Genomic DNA, 22,878 nt, shown 5'->3' with positions numbered 1-22,878 from the left:
GTTAGCCACCGCGGTCGGGATCATCGTCGCCATTGCCCGCGCCCGTCTTCCGCGCTTTCGTCGCGAGCTGGTACTTGAGCCGTGCGAGCGCTTCGGCAGACCAATCGCCGACATCTGTGACCGCGACCCAGCCATCGACGTAGTGTTCGGGCGCGTAGACATGGCCAAAACCCATCGGCGTGTTGGTTGCGACCGCCATGTCGAGAGCGAGCTGCAGCATCGTGACGATGGGGTACCATCGCAGTTCCGACGATACGTCAGGCCCGCGCGGTGCGTCCATCCAGGCCGGCGCCCGATAGGCGTCGCCGTAGTCGAAGAATGTGATCGCGTCACTGGCATATTGCAGATAGACCACGCGCATCGGGCCCCAGGGCGTATCCGGCGGCACCGTCGGTCCGTTCTGGTTCATGAAGCGCACGAAGCGGCCGTCGCGGAATTTTGGTAGCCACGCCGGTGATCCTGGATTGCGGTTATCGGTAATCGAGCGCCAGATGCGGCTCTCGAATGGCGCTCCGCTCCATAGTGCGCCGGCGATGGGATCGCCGATTGTTTCGAACAATTCTACGGATTTTTCCGAGTTCATGGCGCCGAGGCTGAGCCCGTGCAGATACAGCTTTGGCCGCTTGTCCTTGGGCAAGCTCGTCCAGTAGCCGTAGATTTCGGCGAACAGCGCACGCGACGCCTCCGCTCCGTATTCGGGCTGAAACAGCAGCGACAGCGGGCTGTTGAGATACGAATATTGCATCGCGACGCTCGCGACATCACCATGGTGGAGATATTCCACCGTATCCATCGCGGATGGATCGACCCAGCCGGTGCCGGTCGGCGTAACGACGATCAGGACCTTGCGTTGAAAACCGTGCTGGCGCTTGAGCTCCTCGAGCGCAAGCTTGGCGCGCGCCTGGGCCGTGTCGCGGCTGCCGAGACCGACATAGACGCGCACGGGATCCTGCGCGGGCTGTCCCGTAACGGCGCTGATCTCTGTCGCGTTCGGACCCGAGGCAATGAACCGGCGCCCCATGCGCCCGAGTTCCTGCCACTTCACCAGCGACGCAGAACTCCCGGTTCGATTGGGGGCGGCCGGTTGCGGCCGCTCGGGCTCTTGCAGGGCGTCGAGTTCGCGGAAGGAGGAGTCGAGCGCGTTGAACGCGGTCCGGACCAGGACGTTGCTGGCGATCGACCAGAACAGCAGGCCTGCGATCAGCACGCCGAGGACATTGGCGAGCTTCCGCGGAATGACGCGCTTTGTGCGTACGGCGAGGAAGCGGGCGACAAACGCGAACAGCCGCCCCAGCACCAGCAGAACGGCGAACGTGATCAGGGCGATGACGCAGACCTTGAGCGGATGCGCGGTCTCGACCGGCGTCATCTTCATCACTGTGCGGATCGAATTCTGCCATTCGGCGGTTCGCCGCAGGAAGATAACGACGACCAGCAGGCAACCGGCCGTGACCAGCGCATTCGCAATCGATCTCGCCCGCGGCGAAGGTTCGGGCAATTCGAGATAGTGCCATAGCCGGCGCCACAGCACGCCGGCGAAATAGCCGATCGCAAAACAGCCGCCGGCAAGCGCGCCTTGCGTGAGATAGCTCCGCGGAATCAGCGTCGGCGTAAGCGCGGCAGCAAAGAACAGGGCGCCCAGCATGAGGCCGACACCGGACAGCGAGAGCAATTGCCGTCGAACGAGCCAAGCCAGATTCGTCACGGCATCCTCCGGGCGAGTCTATCTCTTGTTCTTGTCTGAAAAACTGCTCTGTCGCGGCAGCCCGATCGTGAATTCCGTGAACTTGCCCGGCTCCGTCGCGACGTCGATGGTGCCGCCGTGCTGCTTCACGACGATGTCGTGGCTCATCGACAATCCGAGGCCGGTACCTTCGCCGGCGGGCTTGGTGGTGAAGAACGGATCGAACATCTTTTCCTTCACCTCGCGCGGAATGCCGGTGCCATTGTCGCGGATGCTGATCTCGATACTGTCGCCCCGATCGCGCGTCGCGGCGATCACCACCGGCTCGTAATCGGCGGCGCCGTCATCCGACTTGCGCTTGGCGACCGCGTGGAAGCCATTCGAGATCAGGTTCAGCAGCACCCGGGTGATCTCCTGCGGAAACACTTCCGCTTGCCCGGCCGCCGGATCGAGCTCGCGCTTCAACGTCACGTCGAACTGTGGCTTCTCGGCGCGGGCGCCGTGAAAGGCAAGGTTGAGGCTCTCCTCGACCAGCGCGTTGATGTCGCTCAGCCGATGCTCGCCGCCGCCCTCGCGGGAATGCAGCAGCATGTTCTTGACGATGGAGTCGGCGCGCCTGCCATGCTGCACGATTTTGGCGAGATTGTCCTTCAACAGTCCAGTCAGCTCGTCGACCTCGCTGCGGACGTCGTCCGCGAGCGGGACAGGCGCGAGCGCCTCGTTCAGTTCGTCCGTCAGTTCGGCGGACAGGGATGCAAAATTGTTGACGAAGTTGAGCGGATTCTTGATCTCGTGCGCGATGCCGGCCGTGAGCTGGCCGAGCGACGCCAGCTTCTCGGTCTGGACCAGCCGGTCCTGGGCTGCGCGCAAATCGTCGAGCGATTTGGCGAGGTCCCGGGTGCGATCCTGCACCTCGTTGAACAGGCGCGTGTTCTCGATGGCGATCACGGCCTGGTCGGCAAAGGTCTTGAGCAGGGCGATCGCCTTGTCCGGGAAAGGACCGGCCTCCGGCCGCGTCACGCCGATGGTGCCGATCGCGACGCCGTCGCGCAGCATCGGGATCACGAGGATGCTGCGATAACCTCGCGTCCGCGCCAGCTCTCTCATGGCGTCCGTGAGGTCGGGCTCGTTCTGCATGTCGCTGCGGGATGCGAACTCTCCGCTTCTTGCCACCCGGCTGTGAATGCCGGATGCCGACAGCGGCGCCGGGAACGAGCTGAGCAGCTCTTCATTGCCGGCTTCGTTGTCGGTGCTGAAGGCGGCCAGGTGCAGCAGGCCGTCGATGACGCGCGTGACGGTGGAGGAATGGCCGCCGACCAGGGACTTGGCGCTATCGGAGATCGCCTGGAACACCGGCGTCACATCCGCGGGCGAGGCCGCGATCACCTTGAGAATGTCGGCGGTCGCGGTCTGCCGTTCCAGCGCTTCCCTCGTGGTGTTGAACAGGCTGACATTCTTGATCGCGATCACCGCCTGGTCGGCGAAGGTCTGCAGCAGCCGCACGTGATGCTCGCCGAACGCGCCGGTCGCGCGTCGCGTGGCGATGATGACGCCGATGGCCTCACCGTCGCTCATCAAGGGCGCGAACAGCATGCTGCGGTAGCCGCGGGCGCGCGCGATGTCGCGGGCCGCCGGTTCGACCTCGGTGTCGGGCAATTGCGCCGCCACCCCACCGGCCACGAGCCGGTAGGGCGGGAACTGCGCGAATGGCACCGGGAACGAGGACTGCAGCACGCGATCACCGGCCGGATCGGTCGGCGTGAACGCCGCAAGGTGCGCGGCGCCGCCGATGTAGCGCAGCACCGCCGTGGAGAAGCCGCCGATCAGCCGGTTGGCGTTGGCGGCGATGGCGTCGAACACCGGCTGTACGTCGGACGGCGAGGCGGCCATCACTTTCAGGATGTCGGCGGTGGCGGTCTGGCGCTCCAGCGTCTCGCGCGTCTCGTTGAACAGGCGCGCATTCTCGATCGCGATCACCGCCTGATCGGCAAAGGTCTGGAGCAGCTGGACGAGGTCGGTTGCGAACGCGCCGGGCTCGGCGTGCGTGACGCTGATCATGCCGACTGGCGTCCCCCGGTTCATCAACGGCATGAACAGCACGCTGCGGAAGCCGCGCAGCCGCGCGAGATTCCGGTTCAGCTCCGGGACCTCCGCGGCTTCGCTATCTGGAAACTGGATCGTCTCGCCGCCGCGCACCAGCGCGAAGGTCGGAAAGTCGGCAATCTTGCGCGGGAACGACGCCTTGAGCCCTTCGTCCGCCTCGGGGCTGGTTGGTGTGAACGCCACGAGGTGGAGCTCGTCCTCGATGAACTGAAGCACGGTGGCGGAGAAGCCGCCGAGCAAACGCCTGGAGCTGGACGCAATCGCCTCGAAGACCGGCCGGGCATCGGAGGGAGAGGCCGCGATGGTGCGCAGAATCCCGGCGCTGGCGTTCTGACGATCGCGCGCAATCGCGAGCTCGCTGCGAAGCTGCGCGTTCTCGGCTGTGGCCACCTGTAACAGGCGCTTGAGTTCCGCGATGTCGTTGGAAGGGGCGGTCATTCGCAATCCGGCTTGATGCTGCGACAAGCGCGGCACCAGGGCGGATTATCACATCTCCTGCGGCCGGAGCCAGCGTCCGCGACAGCGAGTTTTGCTGCCTGAATCCGGCCAGCTTTATGTGCCCGGCCGAGACACCTCGGTCTCCTTGCTGGTGATGAACTCCAGCAGCACGGGAACGCCTTCCTGCGTCTTCTGGATGCCGCGCCTGATCGCGGGGATGATGTCCTCAGGTCTTGTCACCCGCTCGCCATAGCCGCCGAAGGCGCGCGCCATCGCGGCGTAGTCGCCGGAAATGTCCGTCGACCGATACTTCTCGGTCGAGACCGGCATCACCTTCAATTCGATCGCCATCGAAAAATTGTTCAGCAGGATCGACATGATCGGGATGCGCTCGCGCACCGCGGTCTCGAAATCCATTCCGGTGAAGCCGATCGCCGCGTCGCCCCAGACATTGATGCAGAGCTTGTCGGGCTTTGCGAGCTTGGCGCCCATGGCCAGCCCAAGGCCGTAGCCGAGCTGCGTCGTCTTGCCCCAGCCGAGATAGGTGAGGGGCTCGACCGACTTCCAGAACGGCGAGAGCTGGTCTCGCGGGCTGCCGGCATCGTGGGTGATTATGGTGTTGCCGATGTCGACGGTGTGCTGCAGGTCCCACAGCACGCGATAGGGACTCAAGGGCGCGTCATTGCTGGTGAGCTTCGGCATCCATTTCGCCAGCCACTCCTTGTGCGAGGCCGCGATCTCGGCCGCGACCACCGAGGCGTCGCGATCCGCGGTGACGGTCTTGCCGATCTCCTCCAGCAGCGCATCGAGCACGAGCCCGGCATCGCCGACGAGGCCGATCCTGGCTTCGACGTCCTTGTTGAGATGGTTCGGATCGAGTGTGGAGTGGATGATGGTTTTGTTTTTCGGCATCGCGATGCCGAAGCTTGTTTCGGTGAAGGAGCAGCCAATGCCGAAAATGACGTCGGCCTCGGCCAGGAACTTCGGCACCGCGCGCGGCACCGCAAGGCCGCCAGAGCCAAGCGAGAGCGGATGCGTCTCCGGGAAGGACGATTTGCCCCCAAGGCTGGTGGTGACGGGAACGGCGAGCCGTTCGGCCAGCCGTTTCAGTTGTGGCCACGCCTGCGCGTAATGCACGCCCTGGCCGGCATAGATCACCGCGCGCTTGGCGTTGACGAGCAGGTGGGCGGCCTCCTTCACATGAACAGGGTCCGCCCCATAGCGGGTGCGCAGCACAGGCGTGTAGTTCAGCGGCTCCGGTACATCTTCGTTCCACATGTCCGCGGGGATCTCGACGATGACAGGCCCGCCTCGGCCGTTCTTCAGCTTGGTGAAGGCGCGGCGAAAAATGTTGGCGACCTCGGCGGCAAGGATGATCGGTTCGGACGATTTCGAAAACGCCTTCATCGCCTCGCTGGAATTGAAGTTCGGCTCGATATGCGCAAGCCTGCGCTGATAACCCATCGGCAGCACCAGCACGGGAACCGATTCGCCGTAGCATTGCGCGACGCCGCCCATCGCGTTCTCCGCGCCGGGCCCATGCTGCATGCAGAACGCGCCAATCGAGCGTCCCGACGCCACCCGCGAGATCGCATCTGCCATGTGGATGCCGACGCGCTCCTGCCGCACCATCACCGGCCTGATATCGGCCTTGGCCGCATGTTCGATCAGATGGTTGACCGGATAGCCGCAGAGAATCTCAATTCCCTCGCGCTTCATGATTTCCGCAATCGCGGTGCCGAGCTTCATGGCGTCTCTCTCCCTGGGCAGGCCGGTTGGTCCGGCTGATTAGGGGAGAGAGGATCAGGAAATTGGGGGAGGGTAAAGCGTGAGCGCGTGAGAGCTGCGGTAGGCCAGCTATGCAGCGAGCTGCCGTAGCCCGGAGGGAGCGCAGCGCAATCCGGGGCCGTGCCACCCGGATAGACCCGTGACCAATTTCGCCGCGCTCCGTCCGCTACTTGCAGCTTTGGCAGATCCTCAGCTTGCGTTTCAACGCCTCGTCTTCTTGATCGATCAATTGCTCAGCGGCGCCTTTAGCACCCGGGTCGGCCCTGGAGCCCGTCGCCGTGCGTGACCTCACAGGCGGGACCACCTGATGCGATGTGTCGTTATCGTCGCCAGTGCCTACGCTGAAGCCATCGTAGTCGGCGGCTGGGCTCGGCGCCGATGGAAGCCCCCCGATCACCGGCGGCGAAGCTTCTTTGATGGATGCTGCCGGCGGAGGTCTGGAATTTTTGGCGCCCGCGTGCGACGGCGATCCATTGGGCGGAGAAAGCGAAACCGGCGGTGCGGCCGAAGTCTGTCCTCTCGCGCCGTCCTGCGACCAGACGCCGACAAAGACGAGGCTGAAAGCCAAGAGCATCACGCTTCTCATCCGCATCCTTGCAGCTGTGGTTGGTCGATTGACAGTATGAAGGGTATCAGGACCCGCATGGTCGTCAAAGCGCCGCAGCCCGGATTTCGCAGCCGGGAGTATGGTTCACAAAGGGTGACCGGCCCGCCGCGCACTCCCCAGCCGCCGTGAACGTCAAAGAGGAATTTAACGCTTGGGCCCTAACTTGCGCTCGCCATGAGTGAACAGGCCGTCCACAGCGAGGTTCAACCGTTTTCGGCGCGCGCGGCGCTCCCCTGGCTGGTGAGCCTTGGCGTCTATGTCCTGCTGCTGATCCTAGGACCGCGGCTGCTCAATGATCCCGACACCTATTCGCACATCGAGGTCGGGCGCTGGATCATCGCGCACGGCACGCTACCGGCGAGCGACCCATTTTCTTTTTCGAGGCACGGCGCCCCCTGGATCACCTTCGAATGGCTCTCGGAGCTCATCTACGCCGGAGCCTACGCGCTTGCCGGCTGGCAGGGCGTCCTCGTCGTCGGCGCCGCGGCGATAGCGCTCGCCTTCGGCCTGTTCACGTTCTTCCTGCTGCGCGAGCTTTCGCCGGCCCAGACGCTGCTCATGGTGATCGCGGCCGTGATCCTGTTGGCGCCGCATATGCTGGCGCGGCCACACGTGCTGGTGCTGCCGCTGATGGTGACCTGGGCGGCTGCCCTGGTACGCTGCATGGATCGTGGAGGGCCTCCGCCGTACTGGGCTCTCCCGCTGCTGGTCGTGTGGGCCAATCTGCACGGCAGTGTGGTGCTGGCGCTTGGACTGATCGGCCCTGCGGGGCTCGAAGCGCTGCTGCGCGAGAAGCGCAGCGAATGGCCGCGCGTATTCCTGCGTTGGCTGCCGTTCACCGCGCTTGCGGTCGCGGCGTCCTGCCTGACGCCCTACGGGCCGGAACCGCTGCTGATGCCGCTGACCACGCTCGGCCTCGGCCCCGCGCTCGGTTGGATCGCGGAATGGCGGCCGCAGGATTTCAGCCACATAGGCTTCTTCGAGTTGCTGCTGCTGGCCGGCATCTTCGCGCTCTCGCGCGGCGTGACACTGCCGGTCGTGCGGGCCTTGGTCGTGATCGGCTTGCTGCATTTCGCGCTGGCCCAGATCCGCAATGCGGATCTGCTGGCCATGCTGGCGCCGCTCTATCTGGCGGCTCCGCTGGGGCGGAAGTTCGGAGGACCGATTGCGGAAGATGCTGCCGGCTCGTCGCGTGGCCTGAACCTGGCCGCGCTCGGTGTGTTGATCGTGGTGAGCGGGGCGACGCTGGCCCGTGATATACGGCCGGCTCCGGCCATTACCCCACAGGCTGCCGTCACTGAAGCCAAGCTCGCCACGACGGGGCACGTGCTCAACGACTATTCCTTCGGTGGCTATTTGATCTTTGCCGGCATTCCCACCTTTATCGACGGTCGCGGTGAACTGTACGGGGGAGCGTTCATCAACCGCTACAATCGCGCTCTGGCGCTGGTCGATCTCGGCGACTTTCTCAAGTTGCTCGACGAATACACCATCGGCGCGACGCTGCTCGCGCCGGGGACGCCGGCGATAGCGATGCTGGACCGGCTGCCCCAATGGCAGCGCGTCTACAGCGATGACGTGGCGGTCGTGCACAAGCGGCGAGATATGCCGCAAAGATAGATCAAGCGGTCCCGAAGGCGGCGTATTGGCCGCCGAGCGGCACGCTGCTCAGGATCGCTTCGAGGCGCCGCGCGGGCTTGGTGTCCCAAGGCAGCAGCAGGAAATGGCGCGCACCGATCTCGCGCAAGCCGCCGGCAGCCATCAATTTTCGGGCTTTGCCCGCCCCGAGCAAGACCGCGTCCCGGTCGAACTCACAACGCGCGACGGCAAGGCGGGTCAGCGGGTTGTATGGATTGTGCTCGATGACGCAGACGAGTCCCCCGCGGCGGGTCACGCGCCGCATCTCCGCGATGAATTGCGCCCATTCGGCCGGCACGACGTGGTGCATCACGCAGACGGCCGTGACCAGATCGAAGCTGGCATCGTCGAATGGAAAGGTGCGGCCGTCAAACTTACGGTAGTCGACCCTGCCATTGTCAGCGCGTGCCTGCGCCAGGCTGGCCGACGAAACGTCGATGCCGCTCAAGCGGCCGACCATGCCGTGAAGCAGGGGATGAAGGCTGCCGACGCCGCAGCCGACGTCCAGCATGTCGGGCCTCTCCGTGTCGAGCCGTTGCGCGATCAGATTGCCCAGCAGATCGGCCTTGGCGCGCATGAAGAAATGATGCGGCAAGCCGGAGAAGTCGATCGAGGATTGGACCACGTCACGGTAGTTGTCGTGATAACCGTCGAAGAGTTCGGTCATGCGCTGGGTCACTCGTTGACGGCGTGGATCGCGGGTGCGGCTGCCGCCTCGTTGCGGTCGAAGCCGGCGCGTGTCTGCACCACATAGAGCGGACGGCGTTTCACCTCGGCATGGATGCGGCCGACGTAAAGCCCCACGATACCCGTCATCAGCATGTTCATTCCACACAGCAGGGACACGACGACCATCGTCGAGGACCAGCCGGTCACGAGATGACTATCGTTGCTGAGCCACAACAGGATCACCCAGCCGCCATAGAGCAGTGCCAGACCCGACACCGTCAATCCGCACCAGATTGCGAGCCGCAAGGGCAAATCGGAAAAGCCGAGCGCGGCGTTCGTCGCGAGCCGCACCATCTTGAACAGCGGATATTTGGTCTCGCCCGCTGCACGCTCGAGGCGGTGGAAGGTGACCTCGGCCTGCCGGAAGCCGAGCCATGCGATCATGCCGCGTACGAAGCGGTCCTGCTCCGGCATCTGCCGAAGCGCGTCGAGCACCTTGCGATCGATCAGGCGGAAGTCGCCGACGTCGGCGGGGATGCCGACCGAGGACATCCTGCCGAGAAGCCGGTAGAACAGATGCGCGGTCGCGCGCTTGAATCGGCTTTCGCCGTCGCGCGACAGGCGGCGGGCGTGGACGATGTCGTTGCCGTCCTGCCATTTTGCGATCAATTGCTCGATCACTTCGGGCGGATCCTGCAAATCGGCATCCATGACGATGATCGCTTCACCTTGCGCGGCGTCCATGCCGGCGGTAATGGCAATCTGATGCCCGAAATTTCGCGACAGGCCGATATAGCGAAAGCGCGGGTCGCGCGTGGCGAGCGCCTGTAGCACGATCGAGCTGGAATCACTGCTGCCGTCGTCGACGAAGATTGCTTCTGCCGGCCCGTCGAGCCGGGACAAGACCAGGTCGAGCCTGCGCAGCAGCACCGGCAACACGGCTTCCTCGTTGAACACGGGGATGACGAGGCTGTAGCGGATCGACTGGAAATTGGCCGCCATGCGAGAGAGTCCAACTCGTTGCAGGAGCGGAAGTCTATGCCGGCGGTGGTTAAGGTCGCCTTGCCACAACCATTAAGGATATGGGGCGCCGTGGCGGCTTCCAATGAGGCGGGTGCGGATGGGATACCCGATTAACCACGCTGGGCGGCGGCGGCTTTGGTCTAGGACTCGCGGCCTAGGACTTCGGCCTAGGACTTGCGGCGGATCTTGTAGAGAACAAATCGTTCCGAGGTGTCCAGCGCTTCCAGTAGATCCGGCAGCGGGTTTGCGACCTTCGGCCCGAGGACGTAGAGATAGTCGTAATCCTGGTGCCAGGTGCTGACGAACGGCGGAACGCCAGCCGGCGGCCGGCTTGCCGCAATCGCGGTAAGCACGCCGAGCGGCACCGGCCCCCCGTAGGGAATGGCAAGACGGCGCACGTCCTCGCGGGGCCGTACGGGCTGCTTGCCCGCTTCCGTGAATAGATTGGGCACGAACGCGTTGGCATAGTGCACGGCCAGCGTCGGCGCATAATACATCGGATACGAGGTGAGGTCGGCGAAGGGCGGGTCTCCATTGTCGTCCGTGCTGGCGACGAGGATGCGCGAACCGCGATCGATCTTGTGGAACGATGCGACGATGGCCGCATAGTCGGTGCGGTAAGGCAGCCAGACCGCGAGCACGACAGCGAGATTGATCAGTATGAGGCTACTGACCGCGGCGAGCGCTGCCATTCCCCATACCCGGCTGGGCAGCGTCAGCGAGCAGAAAGCCGGCAGGATCAGAGCCGCAGCGGGGATCACGCGCAGGTCGACGAACGAGGTTCCGAACAGCTTCGAGGGAATGACGACATAGAGCAGCGCGAAGCCGATCGCGAGCCAGCTTCCGGCTGCTTCGAGCTTGAGGACGCCGCGCCTTGCGGCGAAGAACAGCGAGATCATCAGCGTCAGTCCGGTCGCCGCCGCGACCGTCAAATTGTAGCCGTTCATGATGCGCAACGGCCAGATCGGTTTGAATCCGAAGAACCAGTTCGTTCCTTCGCTTCCGATCGATCCCGCGGTCATGCGCATGATCCCAAACAGGGCAAGCGCCGGTATGGCCAACGCAGCGAGCCGCGCGGCGGCGACACCGTAAGATATTCGCCCATGGCGGATGCGCGAGAGCTCGCAAAGGCCGAGCGTCGCCCCGTAGATGCCGAGGGAGAAGAAATGCGCCGCAAACAGCGCCGCGACGAAGACCATGTTGACGACGAAACGCAGTGGCCATCGGCGTTCCGCGAGCATCAGATAGAGCGCGATGCCGCAGAGAGCGAGGCCCAGTCCGAACTCGAAATTCACGAAGCCCCAGCTGAACGGCAGACAGTAAAGGAAAGCGAGCGCCGCAAAGCCGGCGAGATGGACCCGTCCCTTCCGGGCCCATTCGATCAAAAGCGCGCCTCCGACGATCAGCAATTGGCTCAGGAGCAGAAACAGCCGCGTGGCGTTCTCGACGCTGATCAGCCGCGCCATTTGCGGGACCAGCAGATCCATTCCAAGGTTGGGATAGAATGCCCAGGCCACTTCGTAATACGGATTGGCATTGGGAGTGCCGTTCTGGCTCAAAATGTACATCCGGGCGAGGTGATTGGGATAGTCGACCATCGCGGGGATAGGGGTCAGCAGCACCGGAAGAAACGACAGGGCCACCAGGACAGCAAGAACGGTGATCGCCACCGATTGGTCCGAGCCAAGACGAGCCCGGATTGTCGAGGTCGGCTTGTCGGAAGGAATCATGTCATAGGGCCGCTGGAGTTTGAGCTTACGCTCTACGACGGCGCAACCGCACGACACAACGCCATAATGTGAACTTCGCGAAAATCAAGCTGGGGTCGCCGCCGCATCGGAAGGAGGAGCCCGTCATCCGGCGCGCTGCACGCGGACTCGTGCTGATGAGATTGCGGCGCGTCGGCTATGCCGGCTACTTCACCGCCGCGCTGATCGAGTTGAATTTGCCGCTCAGGAGTGCACCGCCCGTGTTGTTCACGGCCGTGATGATCGCGAGCGCGATGCCCGTGGCGATCAGACAATACTCGATGGCGGTGGCACCATTTTCGTCGGCAAGAAATGACTTGAGCAAAGTCATCGTCAACTCCTGTTCATCCGTCCAACCTAGGCTGGTGCCGTTTTCGGAATGGTAAATTGATTCACTAATTTTTCGCGGGCGCGTCAAAACGCAGGTGGATGGTCCTCACCTGCCGTTTGATATGGTGTCATCGATTGACTTAAGGTTTCGTCACCCAATTCAGACGCATTTGGCGATTTCGTCGTGGTGTCTCAGGACGATATTTGGCGTTTCGGCGCCGCCTTGCCCGGGCGTTTCAGCACTATCGCCAGACGTCCGACCAGATAGCTGACCACGGACGGCTGCGCCCGCGCGGAGCTGCCGGCGAGGCTTTCTTCCTCGGCCGCGTCGTTGACGATGCCGATGTAGTTCTTTCTGGCGTCCTGCTGCTGCACGAGCCTGCAACCCCGAGTTCAATCGAGGGCGACCATGCTGCGCTGAGCGGGAAGCGTCGGTTAATTTTGTCTTCCGTAGGATTACGTGCCGCCTCCGCGACTGCGGGCAGACGCTGAAAGCGCGGGCTTGGCTTAACGGATTGTTGAGCCTGTTCTCGACCGGGGTGCAAAGCTCAGTCGCGCCGAGCGTCCGCATTCAGCGCCCGCAACACCGCGATGCGGGCGAACATCATCCAACCGCCGCCGGTCTCGGCCGCGTTGATCAGGGTTTCGATCGCGGTCTGCCAGTGGCTCGCATGCTGCGTATCCTCGGGCAGTCGCATGATGTGATCGGCAGCTTCTTGCAGCGTCCGGAGCTTGCGCCCGCCATGTAACGAAATGGGGTCGTCGAACGCAGTCGACCAGGGCATGTCAGGTCGGCCAATCGACGAGGGGAGGCATCACGGCGTCGTCGCTGTGCGATGCTTCTAGCCGGCCTTCTTCGCCCGCGCCGGCGCGCGCGCTGGCTTGTCGGCCTTCTTGGGAGCGGCTTTCGCAGCAGCGTCCTTGCCGCCCTTGCCGGCGATCGGCAGCAGCATCTCGCGCTGGCCTTCGACGCGCTTCTTCGGCTTCTTGCCCTTGACGGCGTCCTTGGTCACCTTCGCCGCAGGGCTTGCGTCCTTCTCGTTCGCGATGCTCTTCTTCAGCGCGTCCATGAGGTTGATAACGTTGCCGCCGGTCTTGGGCGCGGCCTTTGCTGCGATGGGCGCGCCGCTACGCTTCTTGTTGATGAGGTCGATCAGCGCGGTCTCGTAATGGTCCTCGAACAGCTCGGGCTCGAACGCGCCGGACTTCTTCTCGACGATGTGCTTAGCAAGGTCGAGCATGTCCTTGGTCAGCTTCACGTCCTGGATGTCGTCGAAATAGTCCTTCTCGCCGCGCACCTCATAAGGGTAGCGCAGCAGCGTCCCCATCAGGCCGCTTCCGAGCGGCTCCAGCGCGATGATGTGCTCGCGGTTGGTCAGCACCACGCGGCCGATCGCCACCTTGTCCATGCTCCGGATCGTCTCGCGGATCACCGCAAAGGCGTCGTGGCCGACCTTGCCATCGGGCACGAGATAATAGGGGCGGATCAGATAGCGGCTGTCGATGTCGGTCTTCGGTACGAACTCGTCGATCTCGATCGTGTGGGTGGAGTCCAGCGCGATGTCGTCGAGCTCGTCCTTGGTGACCTCGATATAGGTGTCGGTGTCGACCTTGTAGCCCTTGATGATGTCCTCCGAGGTCACCTCGTCACCGGTCTCGGCGTCGACCTTGAGGTACTTGATCCGGTGGCCGGTCTTGCGGTTGATCTGGTTGAACGAGACCTTCTCGGTATCCGAAGTGGCTGGATAGAGCGCGACCGGGCAGGTCACGAGCGACAAACGCAGAAAACCCTTCCAATTGGCGCGGGGGGCCATGGGCTACTCCAAACGCAACGGGGACAGAAGACGAAGATACCATCGGGGAACAACGAATCATAGCAAGGCGGATTGCTGAATCTTGCAACTGCGTTAATCGGCCGCCCGGTGCGCGGGTGCAACCTGATCAGGCCGCAAAGGCCGGAACATCATATCCCATCATGCGTTGCCACGAGACATTCCGCCGCGAGCAGTCGCGGCCATCCGACGCGACAGCCAGAATTGAGGTCACCATGGCAACCACGCGAGACCAACGTCAGATCGTGGAAACTCCGACCGAGGCGCGCCAGGGCGAGCCTGGGCCGTCGGTGGCGGCGCTGCTCGCCATATCCACCGGGCTTGCGATCCTGATCCTCGCGGTCATCTGGTTCGTGTTCTTCCGGACCTGATCGGCAGATCGACCGGACGGTTCGCACCTTCCGACTCGCCGCATAACGCGGCACATTGCGCCCGCCAGGCCGTCGGTTCGTCCGGTGGCTTGGCGGGCGCAATGCGTTTAGCGCGAACAGGTCGGATATGACCAAAAAGTAACGCGGCCGGTTCCCCGCGTTCATATTCAGTTCACGCCGGAATTGCTCATCTGTGCGGGTGTTCATGCGGCCTAATTCTGGAGAGAAGCGTGCGCCTGCTCGTCGTTGAGGACGACCCCGATCTCAATCGCCAGCTCACAAAGGCGCTGACCGACGCCGGCTATGTCGTCGATCGCGCCTTCGACGGGGAGGAGGGGCATTATCTCGGTGACAACGAGCCCTACGATGCTGTGGTGCTCGACATCGGCCTGCCGAAGAAGGACGGCATCTCGGTCCTGGAAGCCTGGCGGCGCAACGGCCGCACGATGCCGGTCCTAATCCTCACCGCGCGCGACCGCTGGAGCGACAAGGTCCAGGGCTTCGATGCCGGCGCCGACGACTACGTCGCAAAGCCGTTCCATCTGGAGGAGGTGCTGGCGCGCATCCGCGCGCTGCTGCGCCGCTCCACCGGCCATGCCCAAAGCGAGCTGAGCTGCGGCCCCGTCACGCTCGACACCAGGACCGGTCGGGTCAGCGTATCGGGCAATCCCATCAAGATGACGTCGCACGAATATCGGCTTCTGGCCTACCTGATGCATCATTCGGGGCGCGTCGTGTCCCGCACCGAGCTGGTCGAGCATCTCTACGACCAGGACTTCGACCGCGACTCCAACACCATCGAGGTCTTCGTCGGCCGCATCCGCAAGAAGCTCGACGTCGACATCATCCAGACTGTCCGCGGCCTCGGCTATCTCCTGACCCCGCCGCCCCCCGGCGCCTGAAGCGTGGTGTCTCGAACGATCTTGTCTAGACGTATCTTGGCTTGACGGGCGGCCCGGCAGAGGCCTTGTTCGGGTCATGAGTTCCGACGCCATACCACCCCGCGCCTCCGGGATCATTCCGATGCCCGCCAGCTCGCTCGCGAACCGCCTGTTCCTGTCGGCGACCGCGTGGCTCGTGGTGATCTTGGCCATCACCGGCGTGGTGCTGTCGTCGGTCTACAAGAACGCCACCGAGCGCGCCTTCGACCGCCGGCTCAATCTCTATCTCCGCACACTGATCGCCGAGGTCGCCACCCCCGACGAGCCGCCGGACCGCCAGTTCCAGTCGCTCGGCGAGCCTCTGTTCGAGCTGCCGTTGTCCGGCTGGTACTGGCAGATCACGCGGACCGACCCCGAAAAGCCGGAGGTGCGCTCGTCGCGCTCGCTCTGGGACAAGAAGCTGCCGAAGCTTGAAGAGCAGGGCACCGAGCTTACCGCCGCCGGCATCCGGATCGCTTATGTCGACGGTCCCGAGGGACAGAACCTGCGCATGGTGGAGCGGCCGGTCGATCTCGGCGCGGACGGCAAATTTCTCGTCAGTGTCGCCGGCGACGACACCGAGATTTTCGACGAGACGCGCAGTTTCGACTACTATCTCGGCGGCACCTTCACCGCGCTCGGCATCGTGTTGCTGCTGACCACCGTGTTCCAGGTCCGCTTCGGTCTCGCGCCGCTCAAGCGCATCTCCGAATCCATCGCCGACATCCGGTCCGGGCGGGCGGAGCGGCTCGAGGGCGAGTTCCCGGTCGAGATCGCGCCGCTGGCGCGCGAGACCAACGCGCTGATCGACGCCAATCGCGAGATCGTCGAGCGCGCCCGCACCCATGTCGGAAACCTCGCTCACGCCATCAAGACGCCGCTCTCGGTCATCGTGAACGAGGCCGGCGCGCATCCCGCTGATCCGTTCGCGGCAAAGGTGATGGAGCAGGCGGACGTGATGCGCGACCAGGTTGCCCATCATCTCGAGCGCGCGCGCATCGCGGCGCGGGTCTCGGTCGTTGCGACGGTGACGGAGGTTGCACCGGCCATCGAGGCATTGCGGCGGACCATGGAGAAGATCCACCGCGGCCGCGGCATCGTGGTCGAGGCCGAGGCCGATCCGTCGGCGAAATTTCGCGGCGAGCGGCAGGATCTGGAGGAGATGGTCGGCAATCTCGTCGACAACGCCTGCAAATGGGCGGCCTCGCGGGTCTTCATCGAAGTTCTGGTGGAGGCGCCGCATCAGGCGAGCGCCGGTCCGCGGCTGCATATCATCGTCGACGACGACGGCCGCGGCCTGTCGGAGGCCGAGCGTACCCAGGTCTCACGGCGCGGCCAACGGCTCGACGAGTCCAAGCCCGGATCGGGGCTGGGGCTGTCGATCGTGACCGAGCTCGCTGCGCTCTACGGCGGCAGCCTCTCACTCGGTCGCGCGCCGACCGGGGGCTTGCGGGCGGAGCTGGTCCTCCCCGGAATATAATCCCTTGTTCCGACGCGACTATTTGACCTGCAGAAGCACACCGATCCGGAAGAAACCAGGGGTATTCGGAGCGACTTCCTAAACGGCTTCTTAAGCGGGCCCACCTATGATCGAGCAGGACGGATCCCACGTTCGCCATTTTACCGTTCATTACCCGGGCGCATGAGCCAGACATCGATCGAGCGGCTGAGGGAATATCTCGCGCAGCTCCCGCCGCAGGCGCAGGCACTGCTGATGCGGGAGTTCGAGCGCGCGCTTGAGCGCGGCCAAGACACGGCCGTGGCGACCCTCGTGCTCGACCAGCTGCGCAAGATTGTCCGCAAGACAGAAGCCGAGGAAGCAACACCGCCGCGCACGGACGATCTGTCGCGGCTACTGTTCCAGGTACTGGAACCATTCCTGGTCGAAGCAGGCGCCCCGATCCGGGCCGGGCAGATCCGCCGCTCTTCCCTGGCTCCGATCTGGCAATGGCTCGGCCGCGACGGTGCTCCGGCCAAGCTGAGCGAATTCGAGGCGGCGCTGGCGCGCATGCCGGCCGACAGTGCAGGGCAGGTCGAAGCGCTGGCCTCGAAGCTCCAGGCGGTCGCCGCAGATGCCATCTTCGAGCTGACGGGGCCGGGCGGGGGTGACAAATCGCGTGCGCTCGCCCGCGTCGGTCCGCCCAACGTGATCGAGGATCTCTATTCGACCGGGGCGGTCCTCGCGGTCCGCGAGGCTATCGGCACCCTGAACGAGAAGCTGCCGCGCTCTTTGCGCGCCTTCGGCGATGCCCAGATCGCCTCGGTGACTGCCGCGCTCAACATTCCCGTCCTCCAGACGCCGCAGATGCTGCCCTTCGCGCTCTCGATGGTCGTGCAACGGATGACCGCGCCGTGGCAGATCATCCGCCTCGCCATCAAGATTGCCGCGTCCGACGACGAGATCCGTGTCGCGGCAACGCCCTATGGAGTCGCCGTCACGATAGCGCTGCATGATCTGTCCTGCGTGGCCGCCATCCTGCGCATGGACATCAAGCGCGGCCATTTCGACAATGTCGCCGGCAATCTCAAGACGCTGCACGACGGCGTCCGGGGCCTGCGTACCGAACTCGACCTGCGCAACGATTCCGCCTGGGGCAAGCAGTTGACCTCGATCCGGGCCGACATCTCCAACGCGCTGCAATCCGAGATCGACAGCGTTCCCGGCCGCGTCCGCCGCATCCTGCGCCAGCGCGCCGAGAAGGACATTCCGCCGGGCGCGCGGATCGACAGCACCGAGGTCGAGGAAACCGTGGCGCTGATCGATTTCGTCGCGACCTGTCGCAACTATGCGAGCGAGCTTGCGATCAACGAGGTGACACTGCGCACCTATTCCGACCTGCAGCAATATGTCGAGCGTTCAACCGAGCAGCTGGTGCAGTCGCTGCGCGGCGCCGATCACAAGGTCCGCACCTATCGGCAGCAGCAGGTGCAGGCCGCGATCCGCTTCTGCCAGGTGCTGTTCGGCGATGATTATGCCTCGCTGATGAGCCGCGCCGCGGAGAACGCGGCCACGGGCGAGCGCAAATCGTCGCGCGCGAGCTGATCCAGGCGCATATTTCAGTAGCCACAATTTCAGGTTGACGATGCCGATGTCGGGCCCTACGGTCGCCGTGCAAATTTTGATATTTCTATCTGTGGGCGCATGAAATCCGTTATCAGTTCCATCGAAATCGAGAATCGCGTCGTCGTTGCCAAATATCAAAGGCTGATGGTCGGCGCGAAGGTGGTGCTGGTCGAGAAGGTAAGCGGTCGGCAGCTTCCTGAGACGGTCACCAGGGTTGCATCGCCCGTTCCGGTCGGGGCGTTGCGCATCAGATTGCCCGACGCTATCGAGCCGGGAACATACTTCCTGAAGGCCTTCAACGGTCATGGCGAGGACGCCGCCCAAAGCGCTGACTTCGAGATCGGCTAAGCCGTTGGATTTTCACCATTTCGGGACCGTGCGCGGTCGCGCCGAATTGACAATTGTCAATTGCCGCATCGTCCGGCCGTGGTGTAAAGCCACCTGTGGGCGCGGCTTGCGCGCTGCCGGAAGCTTGCCAGATGATACTATGGTTCGTGTTCGCGCTGATGACGGTCGCGGCGATCTTCGCCGTGCTTTTGCCGCTCGGCCGTAGCGGACGCGCGCAAAATCAGGGCAGCGAGGTCGCGGTCTACAAGGACCAACTCGCCGAGATCGAGCGTGATCTTGCCGCAGGGCTGATCGCAGCGCCCGAAGCCGAGGCGGCGCGCGTCGAGGTCAGCCGCAGGCTGCTCGCCGCAGCCGGCAGCGAGCCCGCAACGGCACCGAAATCCAGCCTCAAATGGCGCCGCGCGGCGGCCGTGCTGGCGCTTGCCGGCTTGCCGCTGGTTGCGATCAGCGTCTATGTGCCGCTCGGCTCGCCCAGGCTTCAGGACTTTCCACTGGCGCAGCGGGAGCGCGGATCCGGGTCCGGCATGGCGCAGTCGCTCGAGAATCTGGTCGTCCAGGTCGAGCAACATCTGGAAAAGAATCCGACCGACGGGCGCGGCTGGAACGTGATCGCGCCCGTGCTGGAGCGGCTTGGCCGCTTCGATGACGCCGTGCGCGCCTATCGCAACTCGCTCACCTACAATGGCGAGAGCGCGGAACGCCGGTCCGATCTTGGCGAAGCGATCTCGGCCGCCGCCGGCGGCGTCGTGACCGCCGAGGCCAAGACCGAGTTCGAGCGCGCGCGGGCGCTCAGCGCTGACGACCCCAAGGCGAACTATTTTCTCGGTCTCGCCGCCGAGCAGGACGGCCGCAAGGACGATGCCGCCAACATCTGGCGCGCGCTGCTGGCGAAAGCGCCGGCGGATGCGCCGTGGCGCCCTCTGGTGCAGACCTCGCTCGCCCGGGTCGGCGGCGGTGGCGCTACGATGCCGGCGCTGTCGGATGAAACCCTTGCAGCTTCCAAGGACATGAAAGAGGGCGATCGCAACGCGATGGTTCGCGGCATGGTCGAACGGCTCGCCACGCGCCTCAAGCAGAACGGCGACGACGTCGAGGGTTGGCTGCGCCTGGTGCGCGCCTATCTCGTGATGGGTGATCGCGACAAGGCGGTGGGGGCATCGACCGATGCCCGCCAGGCGGTTGCCAACGATGCAGCGCGGTTGCGCCAGCTCGATGAAGGCCTCAAGACACTCGGGCTCGACGGATGACGATGTCAGGACGAGACGGGCAGGGAATGGATACGCCATGACGCGCAAGCAGCGACGTATGACCATCATCGGCGGCTCGCTTGCCGTGCTCGCGCTCGCCGCCGCGCTGGTGCTCAACGCACTGCGCGACTCCATCGTGTTCTTCTCGACGCCAACCATGGTCGCCGAGAAGCACGTTGCGCCCGGCAAGCGGTTTCGCCTCGGCGGCCTGGTGCAGCCCGGCTCGCTCCAGCGCGGCGACAATCTCGCAGTGACCTTCGAGGTCGCCGACGGCGGCGCAAAGCTTCCGGTCGCCTTCAAGGGGATTTTGCCCGATCTGTTCCGGGAAGGGCAGGGCGTCGTCGCCGAAGGCGCGCTCGACGCCGATGGCGTGTTCAAGGCCGACACCGTGCTCGCCAAGCACGACGAAACCTACATGCCCAAGGACGTCGCCGATGCCCTGAAGAAGCAGGGGCACTGGAAGGATGACTACGGCGCCAAGACTTATGATGGGGTCAAGGCTTCCGATAGCGTCAAGCCCGCGGCCACGACCGCGCAGGGCAATCCGCAGGGAGCAGTGCGGTGATCGCGGAGTCAGGACATTACGCGCTGGTGCTGGCGCTCGGATTGGCACTGATCCAATCCATCGTGCCCCTGATCGGTGCGCGGCTGCGCGATGATGCGCTGATGAATGTGGCGCGCTCCACTGCGCTGGCGCAGCTTCTGTTCGTCGGTGCGTCGTTCATCGCATTGGTGATGCTGCACGTAGAGTCGGATTTCTCGGTCGCGAACGTCTACGAGAATTCCCACTCCATGAAGCCGCTGCTCTACAAGATCACCGGCGTGTGGGGAAACCATGAAGGCTCGATGCTCTTGTGGGTGTCGATCCTCGCGCTGTTCGGCGGATTGGTCGCGGCCTTCGGTAACAATCTGCCGCTGTCGCTGCGCGCGCATGTGCTGGCCGTACAGGCGTGGATCGCCAGCGCCTTCTATCTCTTCATCCTGGTGACCTCCAACCCGTTCCTGCGCATCGCCAACCCGCCGATCGAGGGACGCGATCTCAATCCGGTGCTTCAGGACATCGGTCTCGCCGTGCATCCGCCAATGCTCTATCTCGGCTATGTCGGCTTCTCGATCTCGTTCTCCTTCGCGATCGCGGCGTTGCTGGAGGGGCGGATCGACGCCGCGTGGGCGCGCTGGGTGCGGCCGTGGACGCTGGTCGCCTGGATCTTCCTGACCCTCGGTATCGCCATGGGCTCGTACTGGGCCTACTACGAACTGGGTTGGGGCGGCTGGTGGTTCTGGGACCCGGTCGAGAACGCCTCGTTGATGCCGTGGCTTGCCGGAACAGCGCTGCTGCATTCGGCTCTGGTGATGGAGAAGCGCAACGCGCTGAAGGTCTGGACCATCCTCTTGTCGATCCTGACCTTCTCGCTGTCGCTGCTCGGCACCTTCCTGGTGCGCTCGGGGGTCATCACCTCGGTGCATGCCTTCGCGACCGATCCAACCCGCGGCGTGTTCATTCTCCTGATTCTCTGCCTGTTCATCGGGGGCAGCCTGTCGCTGTTCGCGGGGCGCGCGACCTCGTTGAAGCAAGGCGGCCTGTTTGCGCCGATCTCGCGCGAGGGTGCGCTGGTGCTGAACAATTTGCTGCTCACGGTCGCCTGCGCGGTGGTGCTGTTCGGCACGCTTTATCCGCTGGCGATGGAGATGCTCGCCGATTTCAAGATGTCGGTCGGTGCTCCCTTCTACAATCTGACCTTCGCCCCGCTGTTCACGCTGTTGCTGCTCGCCGTGCCGTTCGGGCCGATGCTGGCATGGAAACGCGGCGATCTGCTTGGCGTCACCCAACGTCTGCTCGCGGCCGGCGTTGCCGGGCTTGTCGCCGTTGCCATGGTTTGGGGCTGGGCGCTCGGCGGCAGCGCGCTGGCGCCATTGGCAATCGGACTTGGCGTCTTCGTCATTGCCGGCGCTGCGACGGATCTGGCCGAACGAACCGGCTTGTTCCGCCTGCCGTTCGCGACGACGCTGCATCGTGCCCGCGGTCTGCCGCGCTCGGCCTGGGGCTCGGTATTCGCGCATGCCGGCCTCGGCGTCGCGCTGATCGGAATCGTCTGCGAGACCACCTGGAACAGCGAATATATCGCCACGATGAAGCAGAACGACGTCGCCCATGTCGCCGGCTATGACGTCAAGCTGGACGGCCTGTTTCAGCGCCAAGGGCCGAACTTCCACGAGATGATCGCCGAATTCAACGTCAGCCACGACGGCGAGAAGCTCAGCGTGATGACGCCGTCCAAGCGCAGCTTCACCACCCGCGGCTCCTCGACCACCGAGGCCGCGCTGCTGACGCGTGGCGCCAGCCAGCTCTACATCTCGCTCGGCGACGCCACTGCCGAGGGCGCCATTGCCGTGCGCATCTATCACAAGCCGCTGGTGCTGCTGATCTGGTGGGGGCCGGTGCTGATGGCGTTCGGCGGCGTGCTGTCGCTCTCGGACCGGCGCCTGCGGGTCGGTGCGCCAAAACCGGCGCGGGCCAAGCAGCGCCTGCAGCCGGCGGAGTGATCTGATGCGTCGAATGATGGTCGCGTTCGTCGCACTGATGCTGCTGGCCTTGCCTGCGGCGCATGCCGTGCAGCCCGATGAGATCATGTCGGACCCTGTGAAGGAGTCGCGTGCACGCGACTTGTCGCGCGAGCTGCGCTGCATGGTCTGCCAGAACCAGTCGATCGACGATTCCGATGCGCCGCTCGCGCGCGATTTGCGGCTCCTGGTGCGCGAGCGCATCGCGGCCGGCGACAGCAATTCGCAAGTGCTCGATTTCCTGGTCGCGCGCTACGGCGAGTTCGTGCTGCTCAAGCCGCGCTTCGAGCGCCAGAACATGCTGCTGTGGCTGCTCGCGCCGCTGCTGCTGCTTGGCGGCGGCCTGGCGCTATGGCTTCAAATCCGCCGGCGCTCGCGAAATGGTGCAGACCTACCGGCTCCGCCGCTCACGCCCGACGAGGAAACGCGGCTCGCCGCATTGATGGTGGATGAAGCCAAATCGCGCTAGCTACGTTGCTGCGCATGGAGCCGGCACTGCACGGCAT

21 protein-coding genes are annotated in these 22,878 nt (G+C 64.4%); 10 read left to right on the top strand and 11 right to left on the bottom strand.

The window, feature by feature from the left end:
• Position 1 precedes the first annotated feature (1 nt).
• The 4 genes from IVB40_RS24580 to IVB40_RS24565 all read right to left on the bottom strand — a co-directional run bounded on the left by IVB40_RS24580 (position 2) and on the right by IVB40_RS24565 (position 6,599).
• Positions 2 to 1,645 carry an alpha/beta-hydrolase family protein gene (locus IVB40_RS24580; protein ID WP_247289107.1) on the bottom strand — a complete coding sequence of 548 codons (1,644 nt, stop codon included), beginning with the start codon at positions 1,643 to 1,645 and terminating at the stop codon, positions 2 to 4.
• 78 nt (positions 1,646 to 1,723) lie between these two features.
• The gene (locus tag IVB40_RS24575; protein ID WP_247816581.1) at positions 1,724 to 4,225 is read right to left on the bottom strand and encodes a GAF domain-containing protein; all 2,502 of its coding nucleotides are present in this window, start codon (positions 4,223 to 4,225) and stop codon (positions 1,724 to 1,726) included.
• 114 nt (positions 4,226 to 4,339) lie between these two features.
• Positions 4,340 to 5,995, bottom strand: coding sequence for a thiamine pyrophosphate-requiring protein (locus tag IVB40_RS24570; protein ID WP_256468229.1), 1,656 nt, complete (start codon positions 5,993 to 5,995; stop codon positions 4,340 to 4,342).
• Positions 5,996 to 6,179: 184 nt separating this feature from the next.
• Positions 6,180 to 6,599 (bottom strand): hypothetical protein, encoded by a 420-nt coding sequence (locus IVB40_RS24565; protein WP_247816579.1) that lies wholly within the window; start codon positions 6,597 to 6,599, stop codon positions 6,180 to 6,182.
• Positions 6,600 to 6,794: 195 nt separating this feature from the next.
• Here IVB40_RS24565 and IVB40_RS24560 point away from each other — a divergent pair, with 195 nt between their 5' ends.
• Positions 6,795 to 8,240 (top strand): hypothetical protein, encoded by a 1,446-nt coding sequence (locus IVB40_RS24560; RefSeq protein WP_247816578.1) that lies wholly within the window; start codon positions 6,795 to 6,797, stop codon positions 8,238 to 8,240.
• 1 nt (position 8,241) lies between these two features.
• Here IVB40_RS24560 and IVB40_RS24555 read toward each other — a convergent pair whose 3' ends face one another.
• From IVB40_RS24555 to IVB40_RS24525, 7 genes are all read right to left on the bottom strand, one after another.
• On the bottom strand, positions 8,242 to 8,925 hold the full coding sequence (locus IVB40_RS24555; protein ID WP_247816577.1) for a class I SAM-dependent methyltransferase: 684 nt from the start codon (positions 8,923 to 8,925) through the stop codon (positions 8,242 to 8,244).
• An 8-nt stretch (positions 8,926 to 8,933) separates the two neighbouring features.
• On the bottom strand, positions 8,934 to 9,929 hold the full coding sequence (locus IVB40_RS24550) for a glycosyltransferase family 2 protein (RefSeq protein ID WP_247816576.1): 996 nt from the start codon (positions 9,927 to 9,929) through the stop codon (positions 8,934 to 8,936).
• Positions 9,930 to 10,117: 188 nt separating this feature from the next.
• Positions 10,118 to 11,680, bottom strand: a complete 1,563-nt coding sequence (locus tag IVB40_RS24545) for a hypothetical protein (RefSeq protein ID WP_247816575.1) — start codon at positions 11,678 to 11,680, stop codon at positions 10,118 to 10,120.
• A gap of 184 nt (positions 11,681 to 11,864) precedes the next feature.
• A complete protein-coding gene (locus IVB40_RS24540) occupies positions 11,865 to 12,029 on the bottom strand; it encodes a Flp family type IVb pilin (protein ID WP_027516964.1) in 165 nt (54 codons plus the stop codon).
• Between the two features lie 191 nt (positions 12,030 to 12,220).
• Complete coding sequence (locus tag IVB40_RS24535; protein ID WP_027569114.1) at positions 12,221 to 12,403, bottom strand: hypothetical protein; 183 nt, start codon at positions 12,401 to 12,403, stop codon at positions 12,221 to 12,223.
• A 173-nt stretch (positions 12,404 to 12,576) separates the two neighbouring features.
• Positions 12,577 to 12,813 (bottom strand): hypothetical protein, encoded by a 237-nt coding sequence (locus tag IVB40_RS24530; protein WP_247816574.1) that lies wholly within the window; start codon positions 12,811 to 12,813, stop codon positions 12,577 to 12,579.
• Positions 12,814 to 12,870: 57 nt separating this feature from the next.
• Positions 12,871 to 13,842 carry a Ku protein gene (locus tag IVB40_RS24525; RefSeq protein ID WP_247816573.1) on the bottom strand — a complete coding sequence of 324 codons (972 nt, stop codon included), beginning with the start codon at positions 13,840 to 13,842 and terminating at the stop codon, positions 12,871 to 12,873.
• A 233-nt stretch (positions 13,843 to 14,075) separates the two neighbouring features.
• On the opposite strand from IVB40_RS24525, the gene IVB40_RS24520 reads away from it, so the two are divergent.
• From IVB40_RS24520 to IVB40_RS24480, 9 genes are all read left to right on the top strand, one after another.
• The gene (locus IVB40_RS24520; protein WP_007593402.1) at positions 14,076 to 14,231 is read left to right on the top strand and encodes a hypothetical protein; all 156 of its coding nucleotides are present in this window, start codon (positions 14,076 to 14,078) and stop codon (positions 14,229 to 14,231) included.
• Positions 14,232 to 14,461: 230 nt separating this feature from the next.
• Positions 14,462 to 15,133 (top strand): response regulator transcription factor, encoded by a 672-nt coding sequence (locus IVB40_RS24515; protein WP_027569117.1) that lies wholly within the window; start codon positions 14,462 to 14,464, stop codon positions 15,131 to 15,133.
• 121 nt (positions 15,134 to 15,254) lie between these two features.
• Positions 15,255 to 16,631, top strand: coding sequence for a sensor histidine kinase (locus tag IVB40_RS24510; RefSeq protein WP_027569118.1), 1,377 nt, complete (start codon positions 15,255 to 15,257; stop codon positions 16,629 to 16,631).
• Positions 16,632 to 16,793: 162 nt separating this feature from the next.
• Positions 16,794 to 18,194, top strand: coding sequence for a hypothetical protein (locus IVB40_RS24505; RefSeq protein ID WP_247467572.1), 1,401 nt, complete (start codon positions 16,794 to 16,796; stop codon positions 18,192 to 18,194).
• A gap of 99 nt (positions 18,195 to 18,293) precedes the next feature.
• Positions 18,294 to 18,563: a hypothetical protein gene (locus IVB40_RS24500; RefSeq protein WP_247816572.1), complete on the top strand. Its 270-nt coding sequence runs from the start codon at positions 18,294 to 18,296 to the stop codon at positions 18,561 to 18,563.
• Between the two features lie 131 nt (positions 18,564 to 18,694).
• Complete coding sequence (gene ccmI / locus IVB40_RS24495) at positions 18,695 to 19,810, top strand: c-type cytochrome biogenesis protein CcmI (RefSeq protein ID WP_247816571.1); 1,116 nt, start codon at positions 18,695 to 18,697, stop codon at positions 19,808 to 19,810.
• Positions 19,811 to 19,847: 37 nt separating this feature from the next.
• The gene (ccmE, locus tag IVB40_RS24490) at positions 19,848 to 20,375 is read left to right on the top strand and encodes a cytochrome c maturation protein CcmE (protein WP_247816570.1); all 528 of its coding nucleotides are present in this window, start codon (positions 19,848 to 19,850) and stop codon (positions 20,373 to 20,375) included.
• Positions 20,372 to 22,354: a heme lyase CcmF/NrfE family subunit gene (locus IVB40_RS24485; RefSeq protein ID WP_027569122.1), complete on the top strand. Its 1,983-nt coding sequence runs from the start codon at positions 20,372 to 20,374 to the stop codon at positions 22,352 to 22,354. The genes ccmE and IVB40_RS24485 overlap by 4 nt, the downstream gene beginning before the upstream one ends.
• A 4-nt stretch (positions 22,355 to 22,358) precedes the next feature.
• Positions 22,359 to 22,841 (top strand): cytochrome c-type biogenesis protein, encoded by a 483-nt coding sequence (locus IVB40_RS24480; protein ID WP_247816569.1) that lies wholly within the window; start codon positions 22,359 to 22,361, stop codon positions 22,839 to 22,841.
• Positions 22,842 to 22,878 lie beyond the last annotated feature (37 nt).

The sequence above is a fragment of the Bradyrhizobium sp. 40 genome, assembly GCF_023100925.1.
In the GTDB taxonomy this organism is placed as follows: Bacteria; Pseudomonadota; Alphaproteobacteria; order Rhizobiales; family Xanthobacteraceae; genus Bradyrhizobium.
The sequence above is the reverse complement of the archived record's forward strand: the minus strand, read 5'-3'. Positions and strand labels throughout refer to the sequence as shown.

Coding starts and splice junctions, on each gene's coding strand:
- IVB40_RS24580 (WP_247289107.1), bottom strand. CDS start 1,645: ATGCTGGGCGCCCTGTTCTTTGCTGCCGCGCTTACGCCGACGCTGATT.
- IVB40_RS24575 (WP_247816581.1), bottom strand. CDS start 4,225: ATGACCGCCCCTTCCAACGACATCGCGGAACTCAAGCGCCTGTTACAG.
- IVB40_RS24565 (WP_247816579.1), bottom strand. CDS start 6,599: ATGAGAAGCGTGATGCTCTTGGCTTTCAGCCTCGTCTTTGTCGGCGTC.
- IVB40_RS24560 (WP_247816578.1), top strand. CDS start 6,795: ATGAGTGAACAGGCCGTCCACAGCGAGGTTCAACCGTTTTCGGCGCGC.
- IVB40_RS24555 (WP_247816577.1), bottom strand. CDS start 8,925: ATGACCGAACTCTTCGACGGTTATCACGACAACTACCGTGACGTGGTC.
- IVB40_RS24550 (WP_247816576.1), bottom strand. CDS start 9,929: ATGGCGGCCAATTTCCAGTCGATCCGCTACAGCCTCGTCATCCCCGTG.
- IVB40_RS24545 (WP_247816575.1), bottom strand. CDS start 11,680: ATGATTCCTTCCGACAAGCCGACCTCGACAATCCGGGCTCGTCTTGGC.
- IVB40_RS24540 (WP_027516964.1), bottom strand. CDS start 12,029: ATGACTTTGCTCAAGTCATTTCTTGCCGACGAAAATGGTGCCACCGCC.
- IVB40_RS24530 (WP_247816574.1), bottom strand. CDS start 12,813: ATGCCCTGGTCGACTGCGTTCGACGACCCCATTTCGTTACATGGCGGG.
- IVB40_RS24525 (WP_247816573.1), bottom strand. CDS start 13,842: ATGGCCCCCCGCGCCAATTGGAAGGGTTTTCTGCGTTTGTCGCTCGTG.
- IVB40_RS24520 (WP_007593402.1), top strand. CDS start 14,076: ATGGCAACCACGCGAGACCAACGTCAGATCGTGGAAACTCCGACCGAG.
- IVB40_RS24510 (WP_027569118.1), top strand. CDS start 15,255: ATGCCCGCCAGCTCGCTCGCGAACCGCCTGTTCCTGTCGGCGACCGCG.
- IVB40_RS24505 (WP_247467572.1), top strand. CDS start 16,794: ATGAGCCAGACATCGATCGAGCGGCTGAGGGAATATCTCGCGCAGCTC.
- IVB40_RS24500 (WP_247816572.1), top strand. CDS start 18,294: ATGAAATCCGTTATCAGTTCCATCGAAATCGAGAATCGCGTCGTCGTT.
- ccmI (WP_247816571.1), top strand. CDS start 18,695: ATGATACTATGGTTCGTGTTCGCGCTGATGACGGTCGCGGCGATCTTC.
- ccmE (WP_247816570.1), top strand. CDS start 19,848: ATGACGCGCAAGCAGCGACGTATGACCATCATCGGCGGCTCGCTTGCC.
- IVB40_RS24480 (WP_247816569.1), top strand. CDS start 22,359: ATGCGTCGAATGATGGTCGCGTTCGTCGCACTGATGCTGCTGGCCTTG.